At 70.0% G+C, this 25,599-nt stretch carries 19 protein-coding genes and 1 pseudogene; 5 read left to right on the forward strand and 15 right to left on the reverse strand.

The annotated features are described in order from the left end of the window. Positions 1-79: 79 nt before the first annotated feature. From V2W30_RS09585 to V2W30_RS09640, 12 genes are all read right to left on the reverse strand, one after another. On the reverse strand, positions 80-418 hold the full coding sequence (locus V2W30_RS09585) for a metal-sulfur cluster assembly factor (protein ID WP_338695301.1): 339 nt from the start codon (positions 416-418) through the stop codon (positions 80-82). Continuing rightward, positions 415-873, reverse strand: a complete 459-nt coding sequence (gene sufU / locus V2W30_RS09590) for a Fe-S cluster assembly sulfur transfer protein SufU (RefSeq protein ID WP_338695303.1) — start codon at positions 871-873, stop codon at positions 415-417. The genes V2W30_RS09585 and sufU overlap by 4 nt, the downstream gene beginning before the upstream one ends. A 12-nt stretch (positions 874-885) precedes the next feature. Further along, the gene (locus V2W30_RS09595) at positions 886-2,142 is read right to left on the reverse strand and encodes a cysteine desulfurase (protein ID WP_338695304.1); all 1,257 of its coding nucleotides are present in this window, start codon (positions 2,140-2,142) and stop codon (positions 886-888) included. Then, the gene (sufC, locus tag V2W30_RS09600; RefSeq protein WP_338695305.1) at positions 2,139-2,930 is read right to left on the reverse strand and encodes a Fe-S cluster assembly ATPase SufC; all 792 of its coding nucleotides are present in this window, start codon (positions 2,928-2,930) and stop codon (positions 2,139-2,141) included. Before sufC ends, V2W30_RS09595 begins: the two co-directional genes overlap by 4 nt. Before the next feature lie 7 nt (positions 2,931-2,937). Continuing rightward, positions 2,938-3,258 carry a non-heme iron oxygenase ferredoxin subunit gene (locus V2W30_RS09605; RefSeq protein WP_338695306.1) on the reverse strand — a complete coding sequence of 107 codons (321 nt, stop codon included), beginning with the start codon at positions 3,256-3,258 and terminating at the stop codon, positions 2,938-2,940. Beyond that, a complete protein-coding gene (gene sufD / locus V2W30_RS09610; RefSeq protein WP_338695307.1) occupies positions 3,258-4,439 on the reverse strand; it encodes a Fe-S cluster assembly protein SufD in 1,182 nt (393 codons plus the stop codon). The genes V2W30_RS09605 and sufD overlap by 1 nt, the downstream gene beginning before the upstream one ends. A gap of 57 nt (positions 4,440-4,496) precedes the next feature. Beyond that, on the reverse strand, positions 4,497-5,921 hold the full coding sequence (gene sufB, locus V2W30_RS09615) for a Fe-S cluster assembly protein SufB (RefSeq protein ID WP_338695308.1): 1,425 nt from the start codon (positions 5,919-5,921) through the stop codon (positions 4,497-4,499). Further along, complete coding sequence (locus V2W30_RS09620; protein WP_338695310.1) at positions 5,918-6,679, reverse strand: helix-turn-helix transcriptional regulator; 762 nt, start codon at positions 6,677-6,679, stop codon at positions 5,918-5,920. Before V2W30_RS09620 ends, sufB begins: the two co-directional genes overlap by 4 nt. 84 nt (positions 6,680-6,763) lie before the next feature. Then, a protein-coding gene (locus tag V2W30_RS09625; protein ID WP_338692566.1) for an IS5 family transposase occupies positions 6,764-7,581 on the reverse strand; the annotation gives its coding sequence in 2 pieces (ribosomal slippage) (positions 6,764-7,239 and positions 7,239-7,581; 819 coding nt in all). A gap of 167 nt (positions 7,582-7,748) precedes the next feature. Beyond that, positions 7,749-11,318, reverse strand: a complete 3,570-nt coding sequence (locus V2W30_RS09630) for a S8 family serine peptidase (RefSeq protein ID WP_338695312.1) — start codon at positions 11,316-11,318, stop codon at positions 7,749-7,751. Positions 11,319-11,414: 96 nt separating this feature from the next. Continuing rightward, entirely contained in the window at positions 11,415-14,996 is a 3,582-nt protein-coding gene (locus tag V2W30_RS09635; protein WP_338695314.1) for a S8 family serine peptidase, read from the reverse strand. A gap of 235 nt (positions 14,997-15,231) precedes the next feature. Beyond that, a complete protein-coding gene (locus V2W30_RS09640; RefSeq protein ID WP_338695315.1) occupies positions 15,232-16,152 on the reverse strand; it encodes a helix-turn-helix transcriptional regulator in 921 nt (306 codons plus the stop codon). Between the two features lie 277 nt (positions 16,153-16,429). Here V2W30_RS09640 and V2W30_RS09645 point away from each other — a divergent pair, with 277 nt between their 5' ends. From V2W30_RS09645 to V2W30_RS09655, 3 genes are all read left to right on the forward strand, one after another. Further along, positions 16,430-17,353, forward strand: coding sequence for an ABC transporter ATP-binding protein (locus V2W30_RS09645; RefSeq protein WP_338695316.1), 924 nt, complete (start codon positions 16,430-16,432; stop codon positions 17,351-17,353). Beyond that, a complete protein-coding gene (locus V2W30_RS09650; protein WP_338695318.1) occupies positions 17,350-18,117 on the forward strand; it encodes an ABC transporter permease in 768 nt (255 codons plus the stop codon). Before V2W30_RS09645 ends, V2W30_RS09650 begins: the two co-directional genes overlap by 4 nt. 120 nt (positions 18,118-18,237) lie before the next feature. Further along, positions 18,238-19,248, forward strand: a complete 1,011-nt coding sequence (locus V2W30_RS09655) for a COX15/CtaA family protein (RefSeq protein WP_338695319.1) — start codon at positions 18,238-18,240, stop codon at positions 19,246-19,248. Between the two features lie 52 nt (positions 19,249-19,300). Here the strand turns inward: V2W30_RS09655 and V2W30_RS09660 are convergent. The 3 genes and pseudogenes from V2W30_RS09660 to V2W30_RS09670 all read right to left on the reverse strand — a co-directional run bounded on the left by V2W30_RS09660 (position 19,301) and on the right by V2W30_RS09670 (position 21,929). After that, positions 19,301-20,424: pseudogene (locus V2W30_RS09660) on the reverse strand (amidohydrolase family protein). Between the two features lie 93 nt (positions 20,425-20,517). Further along, complete coding sequence (locus V2W30_RS09665) at positions 20,518-20,853, reverse strand: hypothetical protein (RefSeq protein ID WP_338695320.1); 336 nt, start codon at positions 20,851-20,853, stop codon at positions 20,518-20,520. Between the two features lie 113 nt (positions 20,854-20,966). Next, positions 20,967-21,929 carry a heme o synthase gene (locus V2W30_RS09670; RefSeq protein ID WP_338703542.1) on the reverse strand — a complete coding sequence of 321 codons (963 nt, stop codon included), beginning with the start codon at positions 21,927-21,929 and terminating at the stop codon, positions 20,967-20,969. A gap of 428 nt (positions 21,930-22,357) precedes the next feature. On the opposite strand from V2W30_RS09670, the gene tkt reads away from it, so the two are divergent. After that, positions 22,358-24,445: a transketolase gene (gene tkt, locus V2W30_RS09675; protein WP_338695321.1), complete on the forward strand. Its 2,088-nt coding sequence runs from the start codon at positions 22,358-22,360 to the stop codon at positions 24,443-24,445. A 34-nt stretch (positions 24,446-24,479) separates the two neighbouring features. Further along, positions 24,480-25,598, forward strand: a complete 1,119-nt coding sequence (gene tal, locus V2W30_RS09680; RefSeq protein ID WP_338695323.1) for a transaldolase — start codon at positions 24,480-24,482, stop codon at positions 25,596-25,598. Position 25,599 lies beyond the last annotated feature (1 nt).

A 25,599-nucleotide genomic window follows, 5' to 3' on the forward strand; every position in this document is an offset into this window, starting at 1 on the left:
CGGCTGAACAGCATCGGACGACGAACGGCCCCGCCTCCGGGAGGCGGGGCCGTTCGGCCGGAACTGTCGGGTGGAACCCTCAGACGTTGAAGCCGAGCGCGCGCAGCTGCTCGCGCCCGTCGTCCGTGATCTTGTCCGGGCCCCACGGCGGCATCCAGACCCAGTTGATCCGCAGCTCGTTGACGATGCCGTCAGTGGCGGACTTCGCCTGGTCCTCGATGACGTCGGTCAGCGGGCAGGCCGCGGACGTCAGCGTCATGTCGATCGTCGCGATGTTCGCGTCGTCGATGTGGATGCCGTAGATGAGCCCCAGGTTGACGACGTCGATGCCCAGCTCGGGGTCGACGACGTCGTACAGCGCCTCGCGGACCTCCTCCTCGGAGGCCGGCTTCATCTCGACAGCGGTGTTCTCGCTCATGCGCTCTTCGCCTCCTCCGCGAAGGCCTGGGCCGTCGCGTCCTTCCACGCCATCCAGCTCAGGAGGGCGCACTTCACTCGGGCCGGGTACTTGGAGACACCGGCGAACGCGACCGCGTCCTCCAGGATCTCCTCCATCGAGTCGTCCGGCTCGATCTGGCCCTTGGACTGCATCAGCTCCAGGAAGGTCTCCTGGATCTGCCGCGCGTCGGACAGCTCCTTGCCGACCAGCAGATCGTTCAGGACGGAGGCCGATGCCTGGCTGATGGAGCAGCCCTGGCCCTCGTAGCTGACGTCCTCGATCGTCTCGCCGTCGTACTTGACGCGCAGCGTGATCTCGTCGCCGCACGTCGGGTTGACGTGGTGCACCTCGGCGTCGCCGTCCCGGAGACCGCGCCCGTGCGGGTGCTTGTAGTGGTCCAGGATGACTTCCTGGTACATGGAATCCAGCTTCACAGTCCCAGCCCTCTACCCGAAGAAGTTCCGAACGTGCTCCAGGCCGTCGACCAGAGCGTCGATCTCGCCGGGCGTGGAGTACAGATAGAACGACGCTCGCGTGGTCGCAGGAATTCCGTACCGCAGGCAGACGGGCCGCGCGCAGTGGTGGCCGACCCGGACGGCGATGCCCAGCTCGTCGAGGACCTGGCCCACGTCGTGCGGGTGGATGTCACCGAGCGTGAAGGAGATCGCGGCGCCCCGGTCCTCGGCCGTGGTGGGGCCGATGATCTTGAGGTCGGGTACCTCCTGGAGCCGCTTCACCGCGTACTCGGTGAGCACCTGCTCGTGGCGGTGGATGTTCTCCATGCCGATCGAGTTCAGGTAGTCGATCGCCGCTCCGAGCGCGATCGCCTGCGAGATCGGCGGCGTGCCGGCCTCGAACTTGTGCGGCGCGGGAGCGTACGTCGACGAGTGCATCGACACGGTCTCGATCATCTCGCCACCGCCGAGGAACGGCGGCAGGTCCTCGAGCAGCTCCTGGCGGCCCCACAGCACGCCGATGCCGGTCGGACCGCACATCTTGTGGCCGGTGAAGGCCACGAAGTCGGCCTGGAGCGCCTGCACGTCGAGCGGCATGTGCGGCGCGGCCTGCGAGGCGTCGATCAGGACCAGGGCCCCGACCTCCTGGGCGCGGCGCACGATGGCCTCGACCGGGTTGTGGGTGCCGAGGATGTTCGACACGAGAACGAACGAAACGATCTTCGTCTTCTCGGTGATGACCTCGTTGATGTTGCTCAGGTCGAGCCGGCCGTCATCGGTGAGGCCGAACCACTTCAGCTTCGCACCGGTGCGCTGCGAGAGCAGCTGCCACGGAACGATGTTGGAGTGGTGCTCCATCTCCGTGATGACGATCTCGGTCTCGTGATCGACCTTGTACGGCTCGTCGGCCCAGCCCAGCATGTTGGCAACGAGGTTGAGCGACTCCGAGGCGTTCTTGGTGAAGATGACCTCGTCGCGGCTCGGCGCGTTGATGAACGCGGCGACCTTGTCGCGCGCGCCCTCGTACAGCGCCGTGGCCTCCTCGGCGAGCACGTGCACGCCGCGGTGGACGTTGGCGTTGTGCTGTGTGTAGTACTCGTCGACGGCGTCGAGGACCTGGCGCGGCGTCTGTGACGTCGCCGCGTTGTCCAGGTAGACGAGCTTCTTGCCGTCGTGGAGCACCCGGTCGAGGATCGGGAAGTCCTTGCGGATCGCCTCGGTGTCGAGGAGGCCCGGCAGCTGTGTCACGCGACTGCACCTCCTGAGTTCACTCCGTTCACGGGGCCACCCTTCGTGTACTTCTCGTAGCCCTCGGCCTCGAGGGTGTCGGCCAGCTCGGGGCCACCGGACTCGACGATCTTGCCCGCCGAGAAGACGTGCACGAAGTCCGGCTTGATGTAGCGCAGGATGCGCGTGTAGTGCGTGATCAGCAGGGTGCCGACCTCACCGGTCTCACGGACGCGGTTGACGCCGTCCGAGACCTGGCGCAGGGCGTCGACGTCGAGGCCGGAGTCGGTCTCGTCGAGGATCGCGACCTTCGGCTTGAGGAGCTCCATCTGGAGGATCTCGTGGCGCTTCTTCTCACCGCCGGAGAAGCCCTCGTTCACGTTGCGCTCGGCGAAGGCCGGGTCCATCTGGAGGGTCTCCATCGCGGACTTGACCTCCTTCACCCAGGTGCGCAGCTTGGGGGCCTCGCCGCGGATCGCGGTGGCCGACGAGCGCAGGAAGTTGGAGACCGAGACGCCGGGGACCTCGACCGGGTACTGCATGGCCAGGAAGAGGCCGGCGCGGGCGCGCTCGTCGACGGACATCTCGAGGACGTCCTCGCCGTCGAGGGTGACGGTGCCCTGCGTGATCGTGTACTTGGGGTGACCCGCGATGGAGTAGGCGAGAGTCGACTTGCCGGAGCCGTTGGGGCCCATGATGGCGTGCGTCTCGCCCTGCTTCACGGTGAGGTCGACGCCCTTGAGGATCTCCTTCGTGGCGTTGTCGGCCTCGACGGTGACGTGCAGGTCTCGGATTTCAAGCGTTGCCATGGGTGCCTCAGGACTCCTGGGAAAGGGAGACGAGCACGTCGTCCCCTTCGATCTTTACGGGGTATACGGGGACGGGGCGCGTCGCGGGAAGGCCGGACGGCTTGCCGGTGCGGAGGTCGAACGCGGAGCCGTGCAGCCAGCACTCGATCTGGCAGTCCTCCACCTCGCCCTCGGAGAGCGAGACGTTCGCGTGCGAGCAGATGTCGTTGATCGCGAACACCTCGCCCTCGGTGCGGACGACCGAGACCGGCGTGCCGTCGAGTTCCACCCGCTTCGGGGTGTCCTCCTCCAGCTCGCCGAGGCCGCAGACGCGTACGAAGGCCGACATCAGACCGAAGCCTCCAGCTCGGTCGCGATCTTCTCGAGCAGCCGCTCCTCGATGTCCGGGACACCGATCTGCTGGACCAGCTCGGCGAAGAAGCCGCGCACGACGAGGCGACGGGCCTCGTCCGCGGGGATGCCGCGGGCCATCAGGTAGAAGAGCTGCTCGTCGTCGAAGCGGCCGGTCGCGGAGGCGTGACCGGCGCCGACGATCTCGCCGGTCTCGATCTCCAGGTTCGGCACGGAGTCGACGCGGGCGCCGTCGGTGAGAACCAGGTTCCGGTTCAGCTCGTACGTGTCCGTGCCCTCGGCGGCGGCCTCGATGAGGACGTCACCGATCCACACGGCGTGCGCGTCCTGGCCCTGGAGAGCGCCCTTGTAGACGACGTTCGACTTGCAGTGCGGCTGGTTGTGGTCGACCAGGAGGCGGTGCTCCTGATGCTGGCCCGCGTCGGTGAAGTAGAGGCCGATCAGCTCGGCCTCGCCGCCGGTGGCCGCGTACTGGACGCGCGGGTGCAGGCGGACGACGTCACCGCCGAAGGTGACGACGACGGACTTGAAGGAGGCGTCCCGGCCGACGAGCGCGTTGTGCTGCGCGACGTGGACGGCCTTGTCGTCCCAGTCCTGGACGGAGACGACGGTCAGCTTCGCGCCGTCGCCGAGCAGGTAGTCGACGTTGGCGGCGAGCACCGCGTCACCGGTGTGGTCGATGACGACGACGGCCTCGGCGAAGGCGCCGAGCTCGATGACCTGGTGGCCGTAGGCGACGCCGCCCTCGCCGTGCACGGCGATCCGGATCGGCTCGCTGAGCACGGTCTCCTTGGGCACGGAGACGACGGACGCCTTCTCGAAGACCGAGTACGCCTGGGCGGCGACGCGGTCCACGGGCTTGCCCGCCTTGCCGATGCGGGCGTCGTCCCGGCCGACGGTCTCGACGGTGACGCCGGCCGGCGCCTGGACGTCGACCTTCACGCCGGTGCCGGTGGCGACGGCGGTGCCGTCGTGCAGACCGCGCAGCCGCTCCAGCGGCGTGAACCGCCACTCCTCCTCACGGCCGTGCGGGACCGGGAAGTCCTGCACGTCGTAGGAGGGCGGCGCGCTCATGCGCGTGGCGACGGTCGACTCTGCGGCCACCGCGATGGTTCCGGCGGTCGTGGATCCGGCCGGGATGTTCTGAGCCTCAGCCATGGCTGTCGTAGCGCTCTCTTTCTTACGTAAGGGGGCTGATGGACGGTTCGGGCGGCGTCAGCCGACCGAGCCCTCCATCTGCAGCTCGATCAGCCGGTTGAGCTCGAGGGCGTATTCCATGGGCAGCTCCTTGGCGATCGGCTCGACGAAGCCGCGCACGATCATCGCCATGGCCTCGAACTCGCTCAGGCCGCGGCTCATCAGGTAGAAGAGCTGGTCCTCGGAGACCTTGGAGACGGTCGCCTCGTGACCCATGGAGACGTCGTCCTCGCGGACGTCGACGTACGGGTACGTGTCGGAGCGGGAGATGGTGTCGACGAGCAGCGCGTCGCACAGCACGTTCGACTTCGAGCCGTGGGCGCCCTCACCGATCTCGACGAGACCGCGGTACGACGTACGACCGCCGCCGCGCGCCACGGACTTCGAGACGATGTTGGACGACGTGTTCGGCGCCATGTGGACCATCTTGGAGCCGGCGTCCTGGTGCTGGCCCTCGCCCGCGAAGGCGATGGACAGCGTCTCGCCCTTGGCGTGCTCGCCCATCAGGTAGACGGCCGGGTACTTCATGGTGACCTTGGAGCCGATGTTGCCGTCGATCCACTCCATGGTCGCGCCCTCGTACGCCACGGCGCGCTTGGTGACCAGGTTGTAGACGTTGTTCGACCAGTTCTGGATGGTCGTGTAACGGCAGCGGGCGCCCTTCTTGACGATGATCTCGACGACCGCGGAGTGCAGCGAGTCCGACTTGTAGATCGGGGCCGTACAACCCTCGACGTAGTGGACGTAGGCGTCCTCGTCGACGATGATCAGCGTCCGCTCGAACTGGCCCATGTTCTCCGTGTTGATACGGAAGTAGGCCTGGAGCGGGATCTCGACGTGCACGCCCTTCGGCACGTAGATGAAGGAGCCGCCCGACCACACGGCGGTGTTCAGCGCGGCGAACTTGTTGTCGCCGGCCGGGATGACGGTCCCGAAGTACTCCTTGAAGAGCTCCGGGTGCTCCTTCAGCGCGGTGTCGGTGTCGAGGAAGATGACGCCCTGCTCCTCCAGGTCCTCGCGGATCTGGTGGTAGACGACCTCGGACTCGTACTGGGCCGCGACACCGGCGACGAGGCGCTGCTTCTCCGCCTCGGGGATGCCGAGCTTGTCGTACGTGTTCTTGATGTCCTCGGGCAGGTCCTCCCAGGACTCCGCCTGCTTCTCCGTGGAGCGCACGAAGTACTTGATGTTGTCGAAGTCGATGCCCGACAGGTCCGAGCCCCAGTTCGGCATGGGCTTCTTGCCGAACAGCTTCAGGCCCTTGAGGCGGAGCTTGGTCATCCACTCCGGCTCGGACTTCTTCGAGGAGATGTCCTTGACGACGTCCTCGTTGATGCCGCGCTTGGCAGAGGCACCGGCCGCGTCGGAGTCAGCCCAGCCGTATTCGTACTTGCCCAGACCCTCGAGCTCGGGGTGGGCAGTCTCCTCGATGGGGAGTGTCATGCGGGGTTCCTCCCGGCGGTGCTTGCAGATGCGTTGGTGATGGTCTTGGGGGTGTGGCTGCTCTTGGGGATGAACGTCGTGCAGACGCCGTCGCCATGAGCGATGGTCGCCAGTCGCTGCACATGCGTACCGAGCAGGTGGGAGAACATTTCCGTCTCCGCCTCGCAAAGCTGCGGGAACTGCTCCGCCACATGAGCGACCGGACAGTGGTGCTGGCAGAGCTGCTCGCCCTGTTGCGGGAGGGGCGCGCTGCGCGCCGTAGCAGCGTACCCGTCCGCGCTCAGGGCCCTGGCCAGGGCCTGCGCGCGCTCCTCGGGGGCCACGGAGTCGACGGCCGCCTTGTACGGGGCGGCCTGGGCGGCGATCCGGGCGCGGGCGAACGCCACGAGCGCCTCGTCCCCGCCGGCCTGCTCGGCGATCCAGCGGAGCGCGTCCGCGGCGAGCTTGTCGTAGGACTGGTCGAAGGCGTCCCGGCCGCAGTCGGTCAGCGCGAACACCTTGGCGGGGCGGCCGCGGGTGCGGGCCCCGTAGACGCGCTGTTCCCTCGGCTCCACGACGTCGTCGGCGGCCAGGGCGTCCAGATGACGGCGGACGGCGGCCTGGGTGAGCCCGAGACGGGTGGCGAGGTCGGCGACGGTGGACGGGCCGTGGTCCAGGATCGAGCGCGCGACCCGGTTGCGCGTCGAGCGCTCCCCGGTCGCGAGCTCTTCCTGAGGAGCCCCGACGGGGGACTCCTGAGCCTCGCCGACGTTTTTCACAACGCCATTGTTGCGTAATTCCTCAGACCCTGACAAGCGGGCTGGTGATCGCCCTGCGGTGCCGTGCATCACTTAGACCGTGTCCTACGTGGTGAGTCGAATGAGACGCTTGTAGCAGCAGATGGCTGCAGCGAGCCCGAGAAAGGCCAGGTAGTTGCGGGGATTGCGTTCGTAGCGAGGGCTGAGACGTCGGTAGCCGGACAGCCAGGACATGGTCCGCTCGATGACCCAGCGGCGTCGCCCTAATCGTTCGCTGGACTCGATGCCTTTGCGCGCGATCCGTACTCCGATGCGTTTGCCGCGTAACCATTTCCGCAGGTCGGCGCGGTCGTAGGCTTTGTCGGCGTGCAGGCGTTGAGGCTTGAAGTGTCGGCCGCGGTGGGGGTCGTGTCTCGTTTGGTGACCCTCGATCATCGGCTTGAGACCTTCGCTGTCGTGGGTGTTGCCGGCCGAGATGCCGACGAGGAGGGGCAGTCCGTTCGCGTCCGACAGGACGTGCATCTTGGAACCCGGCTTGCCCCGGTCCACAGGGCTCGGACCTGTGTGTTCGCCCCCTTTTTGGCCCTGACATGGGCGGTGTCGAGGACGACGCGGGTGACGTCGATGAGGCCGGCGTCGTCGAGGCGGTGTAGCACTGCTTCGTGCAGGCGGCCCCAGACACCGGCTCTCGACCAGATCAGGAACCGGCGGTGAGCGGTCGACTTCGATATCCCGAAGCAGGGCGGCAGTTGGCGCCAGGCGCAGCCGCTGACCAGGACGTAGATGATGGCCGCGAACAGCGTCTCATCAGGCGTGTCCTGCGTTCCGCCGCCTTGCGGCCGCACCCTCGAGGGCGGGATCAGCGGCTTCGCGATCTCCCACAGCCCGTCTGGAACAATCCAACTCCACGTACCCCGCCCCATACCGAGGTTAACGACGCCTCACCACGTAGGACACGGTCTTAGGCATGCCTAAGTACAAACACGGCGTGACCTGCGGGAACGATCTTTGATCGATCGATCGCGCCGCCACGACGGAGGGGCCCACCCCGGCCGGTCGGCGGGTGCGGGCCCCAGGAGGGCCGGTCGGATCAGGCGGTCAGGTCGGGGCGGTGCGTCACCCGGACCGTGTTGAGGAGCGTCTCGCCGGTGACCGACGAGAGGCCCAGGTTCAGCTGCCCGTCCGTGACCTTGACGGTGAACGTCTTGGTCAGGGCCCGGTAGCTGCCGCCGGTCTCCAGCGCGATGTCGACGTTGGAGACCTTCTGCGCGCCCTCCGCCGTCACGTCGAAGACGCGGTGACCGGGCTTGACGCCGCTGAGCTCCGCGAAACTCAGCTCGACCTGGTAGACGCCGCTGGGCAGCTGGTCGAAGCGGTACTCCGTGGCGCTCTGGCGGGCGGTGCGCAGGGGCTTCTGGTCGTCGGTCCCCGTGATGGTCTTGGGCGTCGTCGGTACGGTCGTCGCGTCGCCCACGAAGCCGTAGGAGCCGGACGTCCAGGGCCGGTCGGCCGTCCAGGTGTCGCCGAGGTGGTCGACGTACGGCGTGGCGTCCGAGGAACCCACGTCGACCGCCGTCCGGTACGCCGGGACGACGACCGTGACCGGGATCTCGGTGGTCGGCGCGCGGCCGCTCTCCGAGGCCACGACCACGGTGCCGCGCAGCACCGTGCCCGCGGTCGCCTTCGACGTGTCGAAGGTCAGCGTGACCTGCTGCCGCGCGCCCGCGCCCAGCCGTCCGGCGGCGGGGGCGGCCGTCACCCAGGCCAGGCCGGTCTTCTCCTTGACCGTGTAGTCGGCGGCGGAGCCGGTGTCGGTCAGGGTGAGGGTGCGGGTGCGGGTCTGGCCCTGCGGGATCACCACCGTCCAGCCGTCGGTGTGGTCCGTCGTCACGACGCCGGTCTTCAGGGCCGCGTCGGTGTGCAGGACGCCGAGGCCGTCGAGCGTGGCGGTGCGGGTGACGGTCTCGTAGTGCGGGGCGGAGATGGTCACCTGGTACTCGCCCGGGTCGGGGACCGGGATCTGGCCCAGGTACGCGCCGTCGGCGCGCGGGGTGATCTTGGCGATCTGGGTGCCGTCACGGGTGACGGTGACGCTCGACCCGGTGATCGGCTTGCCGTCGTTGGCATCCGTCACGCTGCCGTTGACGACGGCGTGCCGCTCGGGACGGAACCGGATCGCCATGCCCTCGCGCAGCGACCGCTGCTTGAACGCGTACAGGAACGCGTCGGTGCCGGTGTGGTTCTCGGCGCCGACCGTGGCGCCCGCGCCCAGCTCGTCGTCGACGCCGCCCGCGTCGAGGCCCTTGTAGTGGAAGGTGTAGGTGCCGTCCTCACTGATCTCGGCGGCGAAGCTCAGGCGCCGCTCCGGGGTCTTGCTGATCTGCATGTCGCGCCACTCGACGACGTACGTGCGGTGCGGGGCGGTGCCGCGTACCGCGGTGTAGATGCCCGAGTCGGCGTCCATCCGCAGGTCGTCCCAGAACGGGTAGAGCGCGCCGTTGGGGGTCGCGGTCGTGGGCAGCCGGGTGTTGGCGGCGGTCAGGGTGAGGTAGCCGAAGATCAGGGAACCGTCGAGGGAGATCGACGCCTTGTCGTAGGTACGCCCGTACAGGGCCACCGGGAACGGCAGGTCCTGCGTGCTGTAGCCGCCGTAGGGCCCGGTGATGCCGACCTTGGTGTCGCCGGTCGGGAACGCCTCGTCGACCTGGCGGCACGTGGTGCCGGAGGCGTCCGTGCGGTCGGCGAGGGCGATGTTCTCGGTGCGGTCGCTCGTGGTCATGGTCAGGGCGAGGGCGGAGCTCTCGGCGCACTTGTTCCGGGGCGTCAGGTTCACCTGGTAGTCGCCGGTGGGCAGGGTCAGCGCGTACGTGCCGTCGGCGGCCGTCGTGGTCCTCGCCGGGGTCCCGGGCAGCACGATGTCGACGTCGGCCTCGGGGCCGGACGCGGAGGTGATCCTGCCGGTGAGGGTGCCGGTGGGCGCCTTCGTCAGCGTGAGGTCCGCGGTGGTGGTCGTGTTCTCGGTGACCGTGGCGGTCGTCTCGCCGTCGAGGAACCCGAACCTCGTCACGGCGACCTTGTAGTCGCCCGCCGTGACGCGCGGCAGCGTGTACGTGCCGTTCTTGTCCGTCCGGGCCATCACCTTGACCTTGCCGTTCAGGCGCACCTCGGCGTCGGCGACCGGGTCGCCGGAGGCGGCGGTCACGGTACCGGTCAGCTTGCCGAGCGCGCCGCGGGGCGCGGCGCTCACGGCGGCGTACGCGTCCAGGCGGCCTTCGCCGTAGACGTTGTTGTCCGCGGCGGTGCCGCCGCAGCCGGTGGCGTCGACGTCGACCGCGCTCTGATCGAGGACCGCCTCGGTGGCGGCGATGTCACCGCGCAGCGACGGGGCCGCCGACCACACCAGGGCCACGGTCGCCGCGGTGTGCGGCGAGGCCATCGACGTACCCGACTTGGGGACGTAGCCACCGCCGGGGGCCGCGGAGCGGATGTTCACGCCGGGGGCCGCGATGTTCGGCTTGACGACGCCGTTCTCGCCGGTACCGCGCGAGGAGAAGTCGGCGATCCTGCCGGTGACGCCGAAGGCGCCGGACGCGTAGGTGTTCGCGTACGCGCCCGGGGATCCCGCGGTGTCGCAGCCGGGGCCGGTGTTGCCGTTCGAGAACGCCGGGAAGATCCCCGCGTCGCGCCACGCCTGCACCATGGAGGAGTACCAGGGGTCGAGGACGGCGGCGCCCCACGAGTTGTTGATCACGTCGGGGGCCAGGTCCGGGCGCGGGTCGGCGCCGTCGCTGTCCGTCGGGGCGAGCATCCACTGCCCGGCCGCGAGGAGCGCGGACCGGGTGCAGTCCGTGGTGGTGCAGGCCTTGGCGGCGATCCAGGTCGCGCCGGGCGCCACCCCGATCTGATTGCCCTGGCCGTCGTCGCCGACCATCGTGCCCATGGTGTGGGTGCCGTGCCCGACGTCGTCGCAGGGGCCGGTGGTCCGCTCGGCGCAGAAGCCGGTCGGGTCGAACCAGTTGTGGGAGTGGTCGACGCCGCCGTCGGCCTTGAGCCCCCGGTAGCTGGACAGCAGCGCCGGGTGGTTCCAGTCGACACCGGTGTCGATGCTGCCGATGACGACGCCCTCTCCGCGGTCGCCGAACTCGCTCCAGACCTTGGGGGCGTTGATCGCGTCGATGTTCCAGTCGAAACCGTTGACCGTGGCCTCCTGCACGGAGGCGATCGGGTCGGGCATCTCGATCGGGTCGTCGGACTGGATGGCGGCGACGTCGTCGCGGGCGGCTATCTTCCGCGCGAGGGCCCGGTCGCCGGTGACCATGACGGTGTTGCTGATCCAGAAGGACCGGTAGGAGGCGTCGGCCTTCTTCAGCAGCGCCTTCAGGCCCGCCTGGCTCTTGTCGGCGTACGCGGTCTTCGCCTTGATGACGGCGCGGCCGCGCGCGGCCTTGGTCGTGGCCTGCTCGGCCTCGGTGGTGTCGGCCTCGGAGTCGAGCTGGACCCAGAAGGTCGCCTGGTCCTGGGTGGCGAGCTGCCGCTGGACCTTGGCGTCGGCCTTGGCCGCCAGCCGCTGTGCCGGCCCGGTCGGCGTGGGGTCGGCGACGGCCGGGGCCGCCCCCAGCAGGGGTGCGCCCAGAGCGGCGGCGAGCGCCACCGCGAGCATCCCGCTCCGCCGCGACCGACATCTGTTCCTGTATCTGTTCAACGCGAGTTCCTCATGTCCTGTGGTGGTGAAGACGGCAGGGACGGCAGGGCACAGTCAGCTGCTGAGGTCCGGGCGCTGCGTCACGCGCACGGCGTTGACCAGCGTCTTGTCGGCGTGCGCGACCAGGCGCAGGTTCAGCCGGCCGTCGGTGACGGCGACGGTGAACGTCTTGTCGAGGGCGCGCAGTGGGCCGCCCGCCTCGGTGGCGATGTCGAGGTTCGCGATCCTCTCGGTGTCCTCGGCCATCACGTCGAAGACGCGGTCGCCCGGCGCCGCACCGGCGATCTCCGCGAAGCCCAGGTCGATCTGGTAGACGCCGTCGGGCAGGTTGTCGAAGCGGTACTCCAGGGCTCCCTTGGTGGCGGTGGTGTAGCGCTGCGGGTCGGTGGTCGCGCCCACGGCCGACTTGGTCCTGACCGCGGTCGGCTTCCCGACATAGCCGTAGGAGCCCTCCGTGTACGCCCGGTCGGGGCCCCAGGTGTCGCCCAGCGAGTCGGTCACGGAGCCGGTGGCCGCACCGGCGTCGATCGCCGTCTGGTACGCGGGGACGACCACCGTGACCGGCACCTTCACCTCGGGTGCGCGCCCGCTGTCGGAGGCGACCACGACGGAGCCGCTCAGCACGGTGCCGGGCGTGATGCCCGCCGTGTCGAGGGTGAGCTTCACGGTCTGCTGCCCGCCCTTGTCCAGGTGGCCGGTGGCCGGGGTGGCGCGCAGCCATGCGGCGCCGCTCGCCTCCGTGACCGTGTAGTCCGTCCCCGAGCCGGAGTCGGCGACGGTCACGGTCCGCTCGCGGGTCTGGTCCGCCGGGATCGTCACCTTGATCGCCGTACTCGGCGCGACGGTGACGAGGCCGGTGGCCAGGGCGGTGTCGGCGCGGGACGTCGAGCGCGCCGCCAGCGTCGCGGTGCGGGTCGCGGGCGTGTAGTGCGGGGCGGAGACCGTGACGGCGTAGTCGGCCTCGGCGGTCGCCGGGACCTGCACCAGATAGGTGCCGTCGGCGCCGGTGGTGCCGGTGGCGACCTCGGTGCCGCCGCGGCGGACGGAGACGGTGGCGCCGGACAGCGCCTTGCCGTCGTTGGCGTCGGTCACCTTGCCGGAGACGGCGGCACTGTGCTCGGGCCGGAAGTCCAGGGTCTGGCCCTCGACGAGGGAGGCCTCGTTGTACGAGTACTGCAGCGCGTCGGTGCCGGTGGCGTTCTCCGCGCCGATGGTGGCGCCGAGGCCGAGCGCGTACTGACCACCCGTCAGGTTCCGGTAGTGGTAGGAGTATGCGCCGTCCTCGCTGATCACGACGGAGAACGTGGCCCGCTGGCTCAGCGCGTTGCTGGGCACCATGTTGCGCCACTCGACGACGATCTCGCGGTGCGGGGCGGTGCCGCGCGTCGACCAGTAGACGCCGCCGTCGGCGGACGCAAGCTGGAGGTTGTCCCAGAAGGGGTAGAGGGAGGCGTTGGGGGTCCCGGTGGAGGGCAGGGTGCGGTTGGCGTTGACATCGCTGTTGGTGCCGAAGTCGAGATAGCCCTCGACGTAGGCGGAGGCCTTGCGGTACGTGGTCCCGTACAGCGTCACCGGGAACGGGAAGGTGATGCCGGCGCTGCCCGAGTAGTTGCTGCTGTAGTTCAACTCGGTGGTACCGGTGGGGAACGCGGAGCCGCGCACCTCGCGGCAGGTGGTGCCGAACTTGTCGGTGCGGCTGGGGACGGTGAGGTCCTTGTCGTGCGTGCCCTCCTCGACCACGAGGGGGAACGCGCTGACCGCCGCGCACCGCGACACCGGGGTGATCGTCAACTGGTGCGTACCGGCGGGCAGTTCGAGGCGGTAGCCGCCGTCGGCTCCGGAGGTGGCGGTGACCGGGGTGCCCGCCACCTCGATCCTCGCGCCCGCCTCCGGTCCCGCCGCGGTGCGCACGGTGCCGGACACCGTGCCCTTGGGCGCCACCGCGAGGGTGGCGTCCCGGGTCGCGCTCCCGCCCTCCGTGACCGTGACGGTGGACTTCTCCGACAGGTAGCCGAACTTGGAGACGGTGACGGCGTAGTCGCCGACCATCATCTTCGGCAGCGTGTACGCGCCGTCGGCGCCGGTGGTGACCGTCGCGTACATCGGTCCTTCGAGCTCCACGGTCGCGCCGGCGAGCGGCTGCCCGTCGCTGGTGACCGTGCCGGTGACGGCGCCGAGCGGACCGCGCGGCGTGGCGCTGACGGCGGCGTACGCGTCGAGCCTGCCCTCGCCCCAGACGTTGTTGTTGGCGGCCGTGCCGCCGCACGTGGTGTCGTCGGTGTCGACGGCGGTGCGGTTCAGGATCGCCTCGGTGGCCGCCACGTCCCCGCGGATCGCGGACGACGCCGACCACATCAGGGCGACGGTCGCGGCGGTGTGCGGGGAGGCCATCGACGTACCGGAGTACACGTCGTACCCGCCGCCGGGCACGGAGGAGCGGATGTCCACGCCGGGCGCCGCGATGTTCGGCTTGGTCCTGCCGTCCGCGCCGGGGCCCCGGGAGGAGAACTCGGCGATGTCGCCGTTGATGTCATAGGCGCCCGACGCGTAGGTGTTGGTGTAGGCGCCCGGGGAGCCCGCGGTGTCGCAGTCGGAGCCGTCGTTGCCGTTCGAGAACGCCGGGAAGATCCCCGCGTCCCGCCAGGACTGCACCGTCGCCGAGTACCAGGTGTCGACGACGCTGTTGCCCCAGGAGTTGTTCACCACGTCGGGCGCGAGGTCGGGGCGCGGGTTCTGACCGTTGCTGTCCGTCGGGGCGAGCACCCACTGCCCGGCGGCGAGCAGCGCTTCCTGGCTGCACCCGGCGGGCGCGCAGGCCTTCGCGGCGATCCACTTGGCGCCGGGCGCGACCCCTGTCCTGTGGGCCGAACCGTCGTCGCCGACCATCGTGCCCATGGTGTGGGTGCCGTGGCCGACGTCGTCGCAGGGCGTGTTCCCCTGGCAGGTCGCGGTGGCGTCGAACCAGTTGTAGTTCTGGTCGTCACTGCCGTCGGCCTTCAGCCCGCGGTAGGCGCGCATCAGCGCCGGGTGCTGGTACTCGACGCCGGTGTCGATGTTGGCGACGACGACGCCGTCACCGCGTACGCCCAGCTCGTTCCACACCTTGGTGGCGTTGATCGCGTCGACGTTCCACTCGACGCCGTCGGCCGTGGCCTCGGTCGTGCCCTGCTCGGTGTCCGGCAGCCGGATCACGGTGTCGGCCTCGATCGAGGCGACCTCGGGCCGGGCCGCGATCTTCTCGGCGAGGGCCTTGTCACCGGTCACCTTCAGGGTGTTGCTGATCCAGAAACTCTTGTACGGGGCGTGGTGCCGCTTGAGCAGTCCCTTCAGCCCCGCCTGTGTCGTGTCGGCGTACGCGGTCTTCGCCTCGATCAGCGCGCGGCCCCGGTCGGCCTTCTTCGTCGCCTGCTTCGCCTTGGTGGTGTCGGCCTGCGAGTCCAACTGGACCCAGAACGTGGCCTCGTCCTCGGTGGCGAGCTGCCGCTCGACCTTGGCGTCCGCCTTCAGTGCCAGGGCGGTCGGCTCGGGCGGGGTCGCCGCCAGGACGGGGACGGCACCCAGGATCGACCAGGTCATGGCACCGGAGAGCAGGACGACGAGGGATCTGTGCCGCCGAGCGGGGGATTGCCTCAACACGAACTCTCCTCCACAGAAGGGGGATCACTGCTGAATCAGCTGAAGTATGTGAGCGTGATCCCCCGCTCCAGGGCGTTCCGGGGTGGCGAGTTGTCGACATGACGAAGACTCGTCACGACGACCGCGGCGGCGGTACGAGCGGTCGCCGACGCGGCGAAACGGCCGAACGGCCCCGGGGGGAGCGGGAATCCCCGGGGGCGTCCGGCCGTACTCCTGGCGGTGCCCGCCTCGGCGCTCAGACCCAGTTGTTGCGCATGGCGTACCAGCCGAGTTGGAGGCGGGAGGTGACCGAGGTCAGATCCATCAGCGCGCGCAGTCTGCGCTGAACGGTGCGCGGCGAGGTGCCCAGCTGTTTGGCCGTGGCCGCGTCCGTCAGACCGGAGAGCATCAGCTGCAGGATCTGCCGGTCGACCGGACTCAGCTCCACGCCTTCCCGCAGATACGGCCGGGAGTGCCGCCACACCGCGGCGAACAGCTCCGTCGCGAGCATCACCAGCGGCGGACGCAGCAGCACCGCCCGCTCGGGGCTGACCTGGACCATGGCGACGTCCCCGTCGGCGACGGCCAACTTGATCAGCGGGTTGTCCACGACCCGCACCTGCTCCCCGCGCCCCGTCCGTTCCTCCAGGGCGGTCACCGCCGCGGGCTCGGCGAGAAAGTCGCGGTCGACGAGCAGCTGATAGGTCACGCCCGGCGGAGCGGTCGGCCGCGACGCCTGTCCGCCGTCGGAGCCGCCCGGGTCCGCCGGAGCGGTCCGTCCCGACTGGTCCGTCAGCGTGTGAGGGACCGGCGTGACCGTGTTGAAGCCCGTCAGGAACGCCTGGAACGTACGACGCGCCCCGGTCTCCAGCCGCAGGAGCCGCTGCGCCTGCGCCGCCCGCCCCTCGACGGTCTCCACCCGCACCGGCCCGTCCCCCGCGGCTCCCTCCTCCACCAGCTCGGCCAGCGCCGACTCGGCGCACCGCAGCTCGTCCCCCAACCGACGGAACACCGCCCGCAACCGCTCCTGGCGGACGTCGGCTCCGGCGACGCCCCCGGTCTCCGCCGGGCGGGCAGGCCGCGCGCACGCGTCACGACATGCGTCGCGGCACGCGTCACCGCACGCGCCGCGGTCCGTCTCCTCGGCGGACCTCACCAGTCGTCCAAGATCGGGCATGCGGGCAGTCTCACCCACCGCACCGCCCCTGTCAGGGGCCGCTCGACCCCGCCGCGACAGCCCCGCCGCACCCCTCCACCCCGCCCGGACCCGGCACCACCGGGGCCGTCTCCCCCTCAGGACGCACCCCGGGCACCTGCTGGCGACTCGACGACATGTCGCAACCCCGCCACCTCCGCGACACCCCCGTGGCCCCCCTCCCCACCACAGCCGCGGCCCGCCCCCGCTCCCGCCCCGCGCGCCGGGTACCGCCGAGGCGTCCCTAGACTTGCCCACCATGGAAAGCGAGCCCGTCGTCCACATCGCCTCACTGGTGAAGCGGTACGGAGACAAAACCGCGGTCGACGGTCTCGACCTCACCGCCGCCCCCGGCATCACGGCCGTCCTCGGCCCCAACGGCGCGGGCAAGACCACCACCATCGAGACCTGCGAGGGCTACCGCAGGCCGGACTCGGGCACGGTCCGCGTCCTCGGCCTCGACCCGGTCAAGCAGGCGTCCGCGCTGCGCCCCCGCGTCGGCGTGATGCTCCAGTCCGGCGGCGTCTACTCCGGCGCCCGCGCCGACGAGATGCTCCGCCACGTCGCCAAGCTGCACGCCCACCCGCTCGACGTGGACGCCCTGATCGAGCGCCTGGGCCTCGGCAGCTGCGGCCGCACCACCTACCGGCGACTGTCCGGCGGCCAGCAGCAGCGGCTCGCCCTCGCGATGGCCGTGGTCGGCCGGCCCGAGCTGGTCTTCCTGGACGAGCCGACCGCGGGCCTCGACCCGCAGGCCCGCCGCGCCACCTGGGACCTGGTCCGCGACCTGCGGACGGACGGCGTCTCGGTCATCCTGACCACGCACCACATGGACGAGGCCGAGCAGCTCTCCGACGACGTCGCGATCGTCGACGCGGGCAAGGTCATCGCCCAGGGCTCCCCGGAGCAGCTGTGCCGCGGCGGCGCCGAGAACACCCTGCGCTTCTCCGGCCGCCCCGGCCTGGACGTGGCCTCGCTCCTCAAGGCCCTGCCCGCCGACTCCGCGGCCGCCGAGCTCACCCCCGGCTCCTACCGCGTGTCCGGCAAGGTCGACCCCCAGCTCCTGGCGACGGTCACCTCCTGGTGCGCCCAGCACGGCGTGATGCCGGACAGGATCTCCGTCGAGCGCCACACCCTCGAAGACGTATTCCTGGAACTGACCGGCAAGGAGCTGCGCGGATGAGCGCGGGCACGTACGCACCGAACCCCGGAGCCGCCCCGCTCCCCCGCATGATCGCCGCGCAGGCGGCCATCGAGACGAAGATGCTGCTCCGCAACGGCGAACAGCTTCTGCTCACCGTCATCATCCCGACCCTCCTGCTGGTCCTGTTCTCGTCCGTCGACATCGTCGACACGGGCGAGGGCGAGGCGGTCGACTTCCTGGCCCCCGGCATCCTCGCCCTCGCCGTGATGTCGACCGCGTTCACCGGCCAGGCCATCGCGACGGGGTTCGAGCGCCGGTACGGCGTCCTCAAGCGCCTGGCCGCCTCCCCTCTTCCCCGCTGGGGACTGATGACGGCGAAGACGCTCTCCGTCCTGGTCACGGAGGTCCTCCAGGTCGTCCTGCTCACGGTGATCGCCTTCGCCCTCGGCTGGTCGCCGCACGGCAACCCGTTCGCCGTCCTCCTGCTCCTCGTCCTCGGCACCGCCGCCTTCTCGGGTCTCGGCCTGCTGATGGCCGGCACGCTCAAGGCGGAGGCCACGCTCGCCGCCGCCAACCTGGTGTTCCTGCTCCTGCTCGTCGGCGGCGGTGTCATCGTGCCGCTCGACAAGTTCCCCGACGCCGCCCAGTCGGTGCTCGGCCTGCTCCCCATCTCGGCGCTCTCCGACGGCCTGCGGGACGTCCTCCAGCACGGTGCCTCGATGCCCTGGGGCGACCTCGGCATCCTCGCGGTGTGGGCGGTCCTCGGCCTGGGCGCGGCGGGCCGCTTCTTCCGCTGGGAGTAGCCGGGCGGCCGGCGCCACCCGCACCGATCGGAGCCGGCAGCGGCCGAGAGGGCGTAACCCGCGTCACAAAAGGCCCAGTTACGTCCCCCTCGTGAAGCCGTGCACAAGCGGCGGCCTACGATGGGCCCCGTGCCAAAGCTGACCCTCGCCGACGCCGCGCAGGCGCTGCGCAACCCGCTCGCCTTCATCGCCGCCCGCTGGACTCCCGCTCAGCGGACCGTTCAGCGCGCGGCCATGTCCGCCGTCGTGATGACCGTGGTCATCGTCGTCACCGGTGGCGCGGTGCGCCTGACCGGGTCGGGCCTCGGCTGCCCGACCTGGCCCAAGTGCACCGACCAGTCGCTGACCGCGACGAGCGAGATGGGCGTCCACGGCGCCATCGAGTTCGGCAACCGGATGCTCACGTACGTGCTGTGCGCGGCCGTCGGCTGGGCGATCATCGCCGCCCGTTCGCAGAAGCCGTGGCGGCGCCCGCTGACCCGGCTCGGCTGGGCCCAGTTCTGGATCGTCATGGGCAACGCGGTGCTCGGCGGCATCGTCGTCCTGGTGGGTCTGAACCCGTACACGGTCGCGGCCCACTTCATCCTGACCACCGCGCTCCTCACGGTCGCCGTGCTGATGTGGCAGCGCACCCGGGAAGGCGACACCCCGCCGCGTCCGCTGGTCGGCGCGGCGGTCAAGCAGCTGGTGTGGTTCCTGGTCGCGGCGTCCGGGCTGCTCATCGCCGTCGGCACCGTCGTGACCGGCGCCGGACCGCACGCCGGTGACTCCAGTGACGTCAAGCGCATGCCGCTCGACTGGGAGACGGTGACCAAGCTGCACGCGGTGCTGGCCTGGATCGTGATCACGCTGACCTTCGCGCTGTGGTTCGTCCTGAAGGCGGTCGACGCCCCCAAGGGCCCCCTGCACCGCACCCGTGACCTGTTCCTGATCCTGCTCGCCCAGGGCGTCATCGGCTACGTCCAGTACTTCACCGACCTCCCCGAGGTCCTGGTGGGTCTGCACATGCTGGGCTCGGCGCTGGTGTGGATCGGCGTCCTGCGCGTGGTGCTGTCGCTGCGCGAGCGCCCCGCGCTCTCGGTCGGCCTGCCGGGTCCTTCGACGCAGGAGCCGGTGGGCGCGGGCCGCTGACACCGGCGCCGCGGTCCGGCTGAGGGAGACCGGGGCCTCGCCCCAGAACCGGTCAGCCGGCCGCGCCCGCGGCCTCCACCCCGTACACCCGGCGCGCCGTCCCCGAGGCGATCATGCTCGCCACCCGCTGCGCGTCGCCCAGCGACCACGCGCCCTCGGCCACCCATCCGCCGAGCACCCGTCCGAGCGCCTCACGGAACAGCCGCGCGCCCACCACGTGCAGTTCGGGCAGTCCTCGCGCGCCGCTGGAGAAGAGCAGTTTCCCGAACGGGGCGAGTTCGAGGATCTCCGCCAGGACGGCGGGGGCCCGCGCCCCCGTCCTCGCCAGGGCGGGCCCCAGGTCGGCGTAGACGTGCGGGAAGATCCCGGTCAGATGGGCGGCCTGCCGGTGGTACGGGTAGCCGTGCAGCAGGATCAGGTCGGTGCCCAGGCCCGCCGTGGCACGGGCGAAGTCGGCGAGGAGCACCGGGTCGGTGCGGTCGATCCGCAGGCCCGGTTCGCCGAGCCCCGCGTGCAGCTGGAGCGGGCGGCCCGAGGCCACGGCGATCCACAGCACATGGCGCAGCAGGACCGGATCCGTCAGCGGCCCGCCGACCGAGCGCGCCGCGAGCCAGCGGCCCGCCGCGCCCCGCACCTCACCGGGCCCGGGGGCTGCGGCGCCAGCGCGAGTCCGTGGCGTACCCCCGCGACGGAGGTGAAGGCGACGGCTCCGGCGGCGGCCGCGTGCACCGACTCGGCGAGGTTCGCGAGGAAGGACTCGACCGTGCCCGAGGTGTCCGCGACCTGTTCGGCCAGCAGTTCGAGGCGGATGATCTCGTGGGCCTCGGCCTCCGCGGCCGTGGCCATTTCCGCGGGCCCCGTCAGGTCGTCGGGCAGGCCCGTGTCCACCAGATAGGTGGTGATGCCGCTCCCGCGCAGCAGTCTGCGCCCCGCTTCCAGGACGCCGAGTTCACGGCGCCTGGCGAGATAGCGGGCGGGCGGGCAGTGGGGTTCCAGACCGAGCAGCGGCGGGCACCAGCGGCGGATCGCGAAGCCGGTCTGGGTGTCGAAGAAGGTGGTGCCGGGCGCGGGCGGTCCCTCGCTCCGGCCGAGGTGGGCCTCGAACGTGCCGAGGCCCAGCTCCGTACGCAGCACCCCGTGGCAGTACTGGTCCACGAGGGACGGCGTTTCGATCATCCGGGGCTCCCGTGTATGGACCGTGCTCCTACAGTCCTAACGGGTGAACGAGCCCCTGGTGTTGCTCAACCGAAGAGCGCACAAACGCGCGATTCAGCCACCGATCTGGATGCCCGCCATGCGCTTCCACTCGTACGGGCCCGTCTCGACCTTCGCCGCGAACTCGCCGTCGAAGTCCTCGTGGACGGTGATGCCGGCCTTCTCGACCGCCTTCTGCGCGACCTCGTAGGTGTCGGCCACCAGGTCTCCCCAGCCGCCGTCCTCGCCGACGAGCACGATGCGGGTGCCGTGCTCCCCGATGTACGCGAGCTGTCCCTCGGCGCCGCCGTGTGCCGTGGCGAACGCGCCGATGCGCTTGGCCAGCTTGGCCGCCCGGCGCTCGTCCTTCGTCGCCCGAGCGGGCGCCTCAACCGTCTGAGTCTCTGCCATGAACAGGATGCTACCGACGGGTAGCGAAACAAGCGATGGGTGGGATACGTGGCCTGGGCCACGCACCCCACCCATCGGAGGAGCGGGAGACGGTCGCGAGGGACCGGCGCGGGTCAGCGCAGGAAGGGATCCACCGCGACCGCGACGAAGAGCAGCGACACGTAGGTGATGGACCAGTGGAACAGGCGCATCTCCTTGAGCTTTCCGCCCGTGACCTCGGCCTTGGCGCGGTTCTGGAGACCGTGGGCCTCCCACAGCCAGAAACCGCCCGCGACGAGCGCCACCGCCGTGTAGAACCAGCCGGTGTAGCCGAGCGGCGTCAGCAGCAGCGAGACCACGACCATGACCCAGCTGTAGATCACGATCTGCTTGGCCACCACCTTGTTGGAGGCGATGACCGGAAGCATGGGAACGCCCACGCGCGCGTAGTCGTCCTTCACCTTCATGGACAGCGGCCAGTAGTGCGGCGGCGTCCAGAAGAACATGACGAGGAAGAGGATGACCGGGGCCCACGACATGGAGTTCGTGACCGACGACCAGCCGATGAGGACCGGCAGACAGCCGGCGATGCCGCCCCACACGATGTTCTGCGACGTCCGCCGCTTCAGGATCATCGTGTAGACGACCACATAGAAGAGCAGTGCTCCCAGGGAGAGCCAGGCCGACAGCCAGTTGACCGCGAAGCCGAACAGCAGCGTCGAGACGACCGCGAGCGAGATACCGAAGGCCAGGCACTCGTTCGGGCTGACCATGCCGGTGACCACGGGACGCTGCGACGTGCGCTCCATCAGAGCGTCGATGTCGCGGTCCCACCACATGTTGAGCGCGTTGGCGCCGCCTGCCGACAGATAGCCGCCGACGCAGGTGATGAGCACCAGCTTCAGATCCGGCACGCCCTGCTCGGCGAGGAACATCACCGGAACGGTGGTGATGAGCAGCAGTTCGATGATCCGTGGCTTGGTCAGCGCCACGAATGCCTTGACTCGAGCTCCGAACGGCCTCCGGCCCCGGCTACTGCTCGTGCTGCTCGTCCCGAGCGCTCCCGCTGGACGGGATTCGACGGCCGTCACGCACACCCCTGACAGAGACTCCAGCGAGCCCCCGATGCGGACCACTTGATGTGAAGTCCCGGTAAAGGCTCGCGCGTACCACGCCACTGTAGACGTTGCCTATACCTCGCCCTTCGTGGGGGTGGGGTCGTGTTGGCAGGCATGCCGCGAAGGACGCAATGCGCGCAATCCGGAGAGCCTCCCGAACGGCCCCACGAGGACCGCACCGGGTGTCCTCCAGATGAGCTTTCGCGCCGCCGGATGAGCCCCCAGATGAGCGGCTCCGTATTCACGTGACGAACGGGGCCGATCCCTGTCAGGAGGCGGATTCCACAGAGTCCCGGCAGTCTGGAATGACTCGAAAAAATGCACGTTCCAGCAGGGGTAGGCTCGACAACGGCCGGTGAGACCGACATCACCGGCATTACCCATGTGGAGAGGAGCCCTGACTCAGGGTGAGCACCAAGCCGACCATCACAGACCTCGAGTGGACCGATGTGGACCAGCGGGCCGTTGACACCGCTCGCGTCCTGGCCGCCGACGCCGTACAGAAGGTCGGCAACGGCCATCCCGGTACGGCGATGAGCCTGGCCCCGGCCGCGTACACCCTCTTCCAGAAGGTGATGCGCCACGACCCGGCGGACGCCGACTGGGTCGGGCGGGACCGTTTCGTCCTGTCCGCGGGGCACTCGTCCCTGACCCTCTACATCCAGCTCTACCTGGCCGGCTTCGGCCTGGAGCTGGACGACCTGAAGGCGTTCCGTACGTGGGGCTCCAAGACTCCGGGCCACCCGGAGTACGGCCACACGACCGGTGTCGAGACGACGACCGGGCCGCTCGGCCAGGGCGTCGCCAACGCCGTGGGCATGGCGATGGCCGCCCGCTACGAGCGCGGCCTGTTCGACCCGGAGGCCGCCCCGGGCACCTCCCCGTTCGACCACTTCGTCTACGCCATCGCCGGTGACGGCTGCCTCCAGGAGGGCATCTCCTCCGAGGCGTCCTCCCTGGCCGGGCACCAGCAGCTCGGCAACCTGGTCCTGCTGTGGGACGACAACCACATCTCGATCGAGGGCGACACGGAGACCGCGGTCTCCGAGGACACCTGCAAGCGCTACGAGGCGTACGGCTGGCACGTCCAGCGCGTGGCTCCGAAGCCGGACGGCGACCTGGACCACGAGGCGATCTACAACGCCATCGAGGCCGCCAAGAAGGTCACGGACAAGCCGTCCTTCATCGCGATGCGCTCGATCATCGCCTGGCCCGCCCCGAACGCGCAGAACACCGAGGCCGCGCACGGCTCGGCGCTCGGCGACGACGAAGTGGCCGCCACCAAGCGCGTCCTCGGCTTCGACCCGGAGAAGAGCTTCGAGGTCTCCGACGAGGTCATCGGCCACACCCGCAAGGCCCTCGACCGCGGCGCCCAGGCCAAGGCCGAGTGGGAGAAGTCGTTCCAGGAGTGGCGGACCGCCAACCCGGAGCGCGCCGCCGAGTTCGACCGCATCAACGCGGGCGAGCTGCCGGCCGGCTGGGAGGAGAAGCTCCCCGCCTTCGAGACCGGCAAGGGTGTCGCCACGCGTGCCGCGTCCGGCAAGGTCCTCCAGGCCCTCGGTTCCGTGATCCCCGAGCTGTGGGGCGGCTCCGCCGACCTCGCGGGCTCGAACAACACGACGATCGACAAGACGTCGTCGTTCCTCCCGAAGGGCAACCCGCTCCCGGAGGCCGACCCGTACGGCCGCACGATCCACTTCGGTATCCGCGAGCACTCCATGGCCGCGGAGATGAACGGCATCGCGCTGCACGGCCACACGCGGATCTACGGAGGCACCTTCCTGGTGTTCTCCGACTACATGCGCAACGCCGTGCGCCTGTCGGCCCTCATGCACCTTCCTGTCACCTATGTATGGACGCACGACTCCGTGGGTCTCGGTGAGGACGGTCCGACCCACCAGCCGGTCGAGCACCTCGCCTCACTGCGCGCGATCCCCGGACTCAACGTCGTGCGTCCCGCCGACGCCAACGAGACCGCCATCGCCTGGCGCGAGATCCTCAAGCGCGGCAAGAAGGACTACGGCAAGAGCGCCCCGCACGGTCTCGTCCTGACCCGTCAGGGCGTGCCGACGTACGAGGCGAACGAGGACACCGTCAAGGGCGGCTACGTCCTCGTCGAGGCCTCCAAGGCGACGCCGGACCTGATCCTGATCGCCACGGGCTCCGAGGTGCAGCTCGCCGTCGAGGCGCGCGAGACCCTGGAGGCCGAGGGTGTCGCCACCCGTGTCGTGTCGATGCCGTCGGTCGAGTGGTTCGAGGAGCAGGACCAGGGGTACCGGGACAGCGTCCTGCCGCCGTCGGTGAAGGCGCGGGTCGCGGTCGAGGCCGGTATCGGACTGACGTGGCACAAGTACGTCGGGGACGCGGGCCGCATCGTTTCCCTGGAGCACTTCGGTGCTTCGGCCGACGGCAAGGTCCTCTTCCGCGAGTTCGGCTTCACTGCCGAGAACGTGGCCGCCAAGGCGCGGGAATCCCTCGCCGCGGCACAGCGCTGACGCCCGTACACGACAAGTAGGAGATGCATTTTCCATGACAGACGCACTGAAGCGCCTCTCCGAGGAGGGCGTCGCGATCTGGCTGGACGACCTGTCGCGCAAGCGGATCACGTCCGGCAATCTGGCCGAACTGATCGACCAGCAGCACGTCGTGGGCGTCACCACCAACCCCTCGATCTTCCAGAAGGCGATCTCGGAGGGCGACGGTTACGACCAGCAGCTCGCCGACCTCGCGGCCCGCAAGGTGACCGTCGAGGAAGCCATCCGCATGATCACGACGGCGGACGTCCGTGACGCCGCCGACATCCTGCGCCCGGTCTTCGACGCGACCGGCGGCCAGGACGGCCGGGTGTCGATCGAGGTCGACCCGCGGCTCGCCCACAACACGGCGGCCACGGTCGCCGAGGCCAAGCAGCTGGCGTGGCTGGTGGACCGGCCGAACACGCTCATCAAGATCCCGGCGACGAAGGCCGGTCTGCCGGCCATCACCGAGGTCATCGGCAAGGGCATCAGCGTCAACGTCACGCTGATCTTCTCGCTGGAGCGCTACCGCGAGGTCATGGACGCCTACCTCGCCGGTCTGGAGAAGGCGAAGGCCGCCGGCCTGGACCTCTCGAAGATCCACTCGGTCGCGTCCTTCTTCGTGTCCCGCGTGGACACCGAGATCGACAAGCGGATCGACGCCCTCGGCACGGACGAGGCCAAGGCCGCGCGCGGCAAGGCCGGTCTGGCCAACGCCCGGCTCGCGTACGAGGCGTTCGAGGAGGTCTTCGGCGGTGACCGCTGGGCCGCCCTCGACAAGGCGCAGGCCAACAAGCAGCGTCCGCTGTGGGCCTCGACCGGCGTCAAGGACAAGGCGTACAAGGACACGCTGTACGTCGACGACCTGGTCGCCCCGGGCACGGTGAACACCATGCCGGAGGCCACGCTGGAGGCGTCGGCCGACCACGGCCAGATCACCGGCAACACCATCGCGGGCACCTACGACCAGTCCCGCAGGGAGATCGAGGCCGTCGAGAAGCTCGGCATCTCGTACGACGAGGTCGTGCAGCTCCTCGAGGACGAGGGCGTCGAGAAGTTCGAGGCCGCCTGGAACGACCTGCTCAAGTCGACCGAGGCGGAGCTCAAGCGCCTCGCCCCTTCGGAGGGCTGAT

The sequence above is a fragment of the Streptomyces sp. Q6 genome (assembly GCF_036967205.1).
GTDB classification, from domain to species: Bacteria; Actinomycetota; Actinomycetes; order Streptomycetales; family Streptomycetaceae; genus Streptomyces; species Streptomyces citrinus.

Bases quoted from the DNA above. Each gene is read 5' to 3' on its own strand.
- V2W30_RS09640 (WP_338695315.1), bottom strand. From the start codon at position 16,152: ATGCCCGATCTTGGACGACTGGTGAGGTCCGCCGAGGAGACGGACCGC.
- sufB (WP_338695308.1), bottom strand. From the start codon at position 5,921: ATGACACTCCCCATCGAGGAGACTGCCCACCCCGAGCTCGAGGGTCTG.
- V2W30_RS09665 (WP_338695320.1), bottom strand. From the start codon at position 20,853: ATGGCAGAGACTCAGACGGTTGAGGCGCCCGCTCGGGCGACGAAGGAC.
- V2W30_RS09650 (WP_338695318.1), top strand. From the start codon at position 17,350: ATGAGCGCGGGCACGTACGCACCGAACCCCGGAGCCGCCCCGCTCCCC.
- V2W30_RS09605 (WP_338695306.1), bottom strand. From the start codon at position 3,258: ATGTCGGCCTTCGTACGCGTCTGCGGCCTCGGCGAGCTGGAGGAGGAC.
- V2W30_RS09655 (WP_338695319.1), top strand. From the start codon at position 18,238: ATGGGCCCCGTGCCAAAGCTGACCCTCGCCGACGCCGCGCAGGCGCTG.
- sufC (WP_338695305.1), bottom strand. From the start codon at position 2,930: ATGGCAACGCTTGAAATCCGAGACCTGCACGTCACCGTCGAGGCCGAC.
- sufD (WP_338695307.1), bottom strand. From the start codon at position 4,439: ATGGCTGAGGCTCAGAACATCCCGGCCGGATCCACGACCGCCGGAACC.
- V2W30_RS09585 (WP_338695301.1), bottom strand. From the start codon at position 418: ATGAGCGAGAACACCGCTGTCGAGATGAAGCCGGCCTCCGAGGAGGAG.
- tal (WP_338695323.1), top strand. From the start codon at position 24,480: ATGACAGACGCACTGAAGCGCCTCTCCGAGGAGGGCGTCGCGATCTGG.
- V2W30_RS09645 (WP_338695316.1), top strand. From the start codon at position 16,430: ATGGAAAGCGAGCCCGTCGTCCACATCGCCTCACTGGTGAAGCGGTAC.
- V2W30_RS09630 (WP_338695312.1), bottom strand. From the start codon at position 11,318: ATGCTCGCGGTGGCGCTCGCCGCCGCTCTGGGCGCACCCCTGCTGGGG.